This is a genomic window from Stenotrophomonas sp. AGC87 (assembly GCF_057333975.1).
The window spans coordinates 52920-56234 of sequence record NZ_JBHFHW010000042.1; the positions used below are offsets into that span (position 1 = coordinate 52920).

Annotated in this window: 2 protein-coding genes; both read right to left on the minus strand. The window is 66.1% G+C overall.

The window, feature by feature from the left end; all coding sequences use genetic code 11:
- Nucleotides 1-54 precede the first annotated feature (54 nt).
- Entirely contained in the window at nt 55-2427 is a 2373-nt protein-coding gene (locus tag ACE026_RS17435; RefSeq protein WP_486040059.1) for a 3-hydroxyacyl-CoA dehydrogenase/enoyl-CoA hydratase family protein, read from the minus strand.
- Between the two features lie 43 nt (nt 2428-2470).
- The gene (locus ACE026_RS17440) at nt 2471-3133 is read right to left on the minus strand and encodes a TetR/AcrR family transcriptional regulator (RefSeq protein WP_486040060.1); all 663 of its coding nucleotides are present in this window, start codon (nt 3131-3133) and stop codon (nt 2471-2473) included.
- Nucleotides 3134-3315 lie beyond the last annotated feature (182 nt).

The following is a 3315-nucleotide window of genomic DNA, read 5'->3' on the forward strand; positions in this document are numbered from 1 at the left end:
GCCAAGGCCGGCACCAGACGGGCGCGGACGGAGTCCGCCGCGCCCGTGACGCCATCAGTTACGCAGCGGCTTGCCGGTCTTGAGCATGTGCGCGATGCGGGCCTGGGTCTTTTCCTGCTGGGCCAGTTCGACGAAGTGCTTGCGCTCCAGCGTCAGTAGCCACTCTTCGTCCACCAGCGTGCCGCGATCCACTTCGCCGCCGCACAGCACGGTGGCGATACGCACGGCGATCTCGTAGTCGTACGGGCTGATGAAGCGGCCTTCCAGCATGTTGACCAGCATCATCTTGAACGTGGCGATGCCGACGTCACCGGCGACCTGGATGCGGCGGGCCGGCATCGGCGGACGGTAGCCACCTTCGGCCAGCGCCAGCACTTCGGCCTTGGCGATGTGCAGCGTCTCGAAGCTGTTGAACACAACCTTGTCGGTCGCGCGCATCAGGCCCAGTTCCTTGGCGTTGACCGCCGAGTTGGAGACCTTGGCCATCGCGACGGTTTCGAAGGTCTTCTTGAGCTCGGCGAACACATCACCGCCGGGACCTGCGGCCTGCGAGGCGCGCACGGCCAGTTCCTTCAGGCCACCGCCGGCCGGCAGCAGACCGACGCCGGCTTCGACCAGGCCGATGTAGCTTTCCAGCGCGGCCACGCTCTTGGCACTGTGCATCTGGAACTCACAGCCGCCGCCCAGGGCCAGGCCGCGCACGGCGGTCACCACCGGCACCAGCGAATACTTGATCGCCTGGCTGGTGCGCTGGAAGTTGTGCACCATCTCTTCGAACTGGTCCACCTTGCCGGCCTGCAGCAGGCCGAGCGCACCGGCCAGATCGGCACCGGCGGAGAAGGGCTCCTTCTGCTGCCAGATCACCAGGCCCTTGTAGTCCTGCTCGGCGCGCTTGATCGCTTCCTGCAGGCCGTTGAGCACGTGGTCGGACACGGTGTTCATCTTGGTCTTGAAGCTGACCACCGCGATGCCGTCGCCGTCGTGCCACATGCGCACGCCGTCGTTCTCGAACACGGTTTCGCCCGGGCTGAAGCTCTCGCCCAGCAGCGGATCCGGGAAGCGCTGGCGCTGGTACACCGGCAGGGCCGAACGCGGCAGCTTGGCATTGCGCGACGGGCTGTAGCTGCCTTCGGCGGCGTGCACGCCGTCGCGGCCATCAAACACCCAGTCCGGCAGCGGGGCATTGCTCATGCTCTTGCCGGCGACGATGTCATCGGCGATCCACTGCGCGACCTGCTTCCAGCCGGCCGCCTGCCAGGTTTCGAACGGGCCCAGCGACCAGCCGTACCCCCAGCGGATGGCCAGATCCACGTCGCGCGCGGTCTCGGCGATATCGGCCAGGTGGTAGGCGCTGTAGTGGAACAGATCGCGGAAGGTCGCCCACAGGAACTGCGCCTGCGGGTGCTGGCTCTCGCGCAGCTTGGCGAACTTCTCGGCCGGGTTCTTGATCTTGAGGATCTCGACCACTTCCGGCGCGGCGGTACGGTCGGCCAAGCGATAGTCCTGCTTATCCAGGTCCAGCACCATGATGTCCTTGCCGACCTTGCGGAAGATGCCGGCACCGGTCTTCTGGCCCAGCGCGCCCTTGGAAATCAGCGCGTCCAGCCACTTCGGCGAGTTGAAGAATTCATGCCACGGATCGTTGGGCAGGGTGTCGCCCATGGTCTTGATCACGTGCGCCATGGTGTCCAGGCCGACCACATCGGAGGTGCGATAGGTCGCCGACTTCGGGCGGCCGACCAGCGGGCCGGTCAGGCCGTCGACTTCGTCGAAGCCCAGGCCGAATGCCTGCGTGTGGTGGATGGTGGACAGGATCGAGAACACGCCGATGCGGTTGCCGATGAAGTTCGGGGTGTCCTTGGCATACACCACGCCCTTGCCCAGGGTGGTGACCAGGAACGCTTCCAGGCCTTCGAGCACGGCGGCATCGGTGGTGGTCGCCGGGATCAGCTCGGCCAGGTGCATGTAGCGCGGCGGATTGAAGAAGTGCACGCCGCAGAAGCGGTGGCGCAGCTGCTCCGGCAGTACGTCAGCGAGCTTGTTGATGCCCAGGCCGGAGGTGTTGGAGGCCAGCACGGCGTGATCGGCCACGAACGGGGCGATCTTCTTGTACAGGTCCTGCTTCCAGTCCATGCGTTCGGCGATGGCTTCGATGATCAGGTCGCAGTCCTTCAACTGCTCCAGGCCGGTCTCATAGTTGGCCGGCGTGATCGCCTCGGCGTAGGACTTGCTGGCGAGCGGGGCAGGGCTGAGCTTGCCCAGGTTGGCGATGGCCTTGAGCACGATGCCATCGGCCGGACCTTCCTTGGCGGGCAGGTCGAACAGCACGGTGTCGACGCCGGCGTTGGTCAGGTGGGCGGCGATCTGGGCACCCATGACGCCGGCACCCAGCACGGCGGCACGGCGGACTAGCAGGGAATTGGACATGTCGATAAGCCTTTGTTGTCTGGAAGCCGGTCAACGCCCGGCTCTACGGGGTGGAAAGGGAGGTCGTCGGAGCGCTCGAGGCCGCGCTGGCGCGGAATCCGGCTTCGGCGAAATGAATCAGTTCCTGGGCGGCATGGGCACGATGCGCCGCTTCGGTGACACCAGCGGGTCGCTTGATCAAGCCAAAGTCGGCCATCGCGTAGGTGAGCGAGCCGGCGAGGAAATCCAGGCGCCAGTACAGCTCTTCCTTGCTCAGCCCCGGCACGCAGGCGGAGATCGCCTTGCCGAAGTCGCGCAGGACGTGGCCGTAATGGTCGGAAAGGAACTTGCGCAGGTTGTCGTTCTTTTCGGCGTAGGCGCGGGCGATGACGCGCACGAAGGCGCCGCCGGTCTGGCGGTCCTGGGCCATGGCCAGCGCCGGTTCGACGAAGGCGGCCAGGACCGGGCGCAGCTCACCGGGGTGTTCGCGGCGGGCGCTGTCCAGCTGGGTCAGCCGGGCCGAGGTCATTTCATCCATCCGGCGGCGGAAGACCTCGTTGACGAGGTTCTCCTTGGAGCCGAAGTGGTAATTGACCGCGGCGATGTTCACATCCGCCTGGCTGGTGACCTGGCGCAGCGAGGTGCCCGCGAACCCGTGCAGGGCGAACAGTTCCTCGGCAGCGCCGAGGATGCGGTCCTTGGTGGAGAAGTGGGCAGGTTTGGCCATGGGGCAGGGCAGTTCAATCAAACGATTGTTTGATATTAGACCTGCGGCTGTGCCGCTGCATTGTGCGGCGCAGCAGAAGTGGGTGTCCGTTCATCCGCCCTCCCGGTAGTGTCGGGGGGGGGGGGGGGCCACGCCATTGCCTGAACAGGCCGATCACCCACGGCACACAGGGCGTTGGCGGG

Bases quoted from the DNA above. Each gene is read 5' to 3' on its own strand.
- ACE026_RS17435 (WP_486040059.1), bottom strand. From the start codon at position 2,427: ATGTCCAATTCCCTGCTAGTCCGCCGTGCCGCCGTGCTGGGTGCCGGC.
- ACE026_RS17440 (WP_486040060.1), bottom strand. From the start codon at position 3,133: ATGGCCAAACCTGCCCACTTCTCCACCAAGGACCGCATCCTCGGCGCT.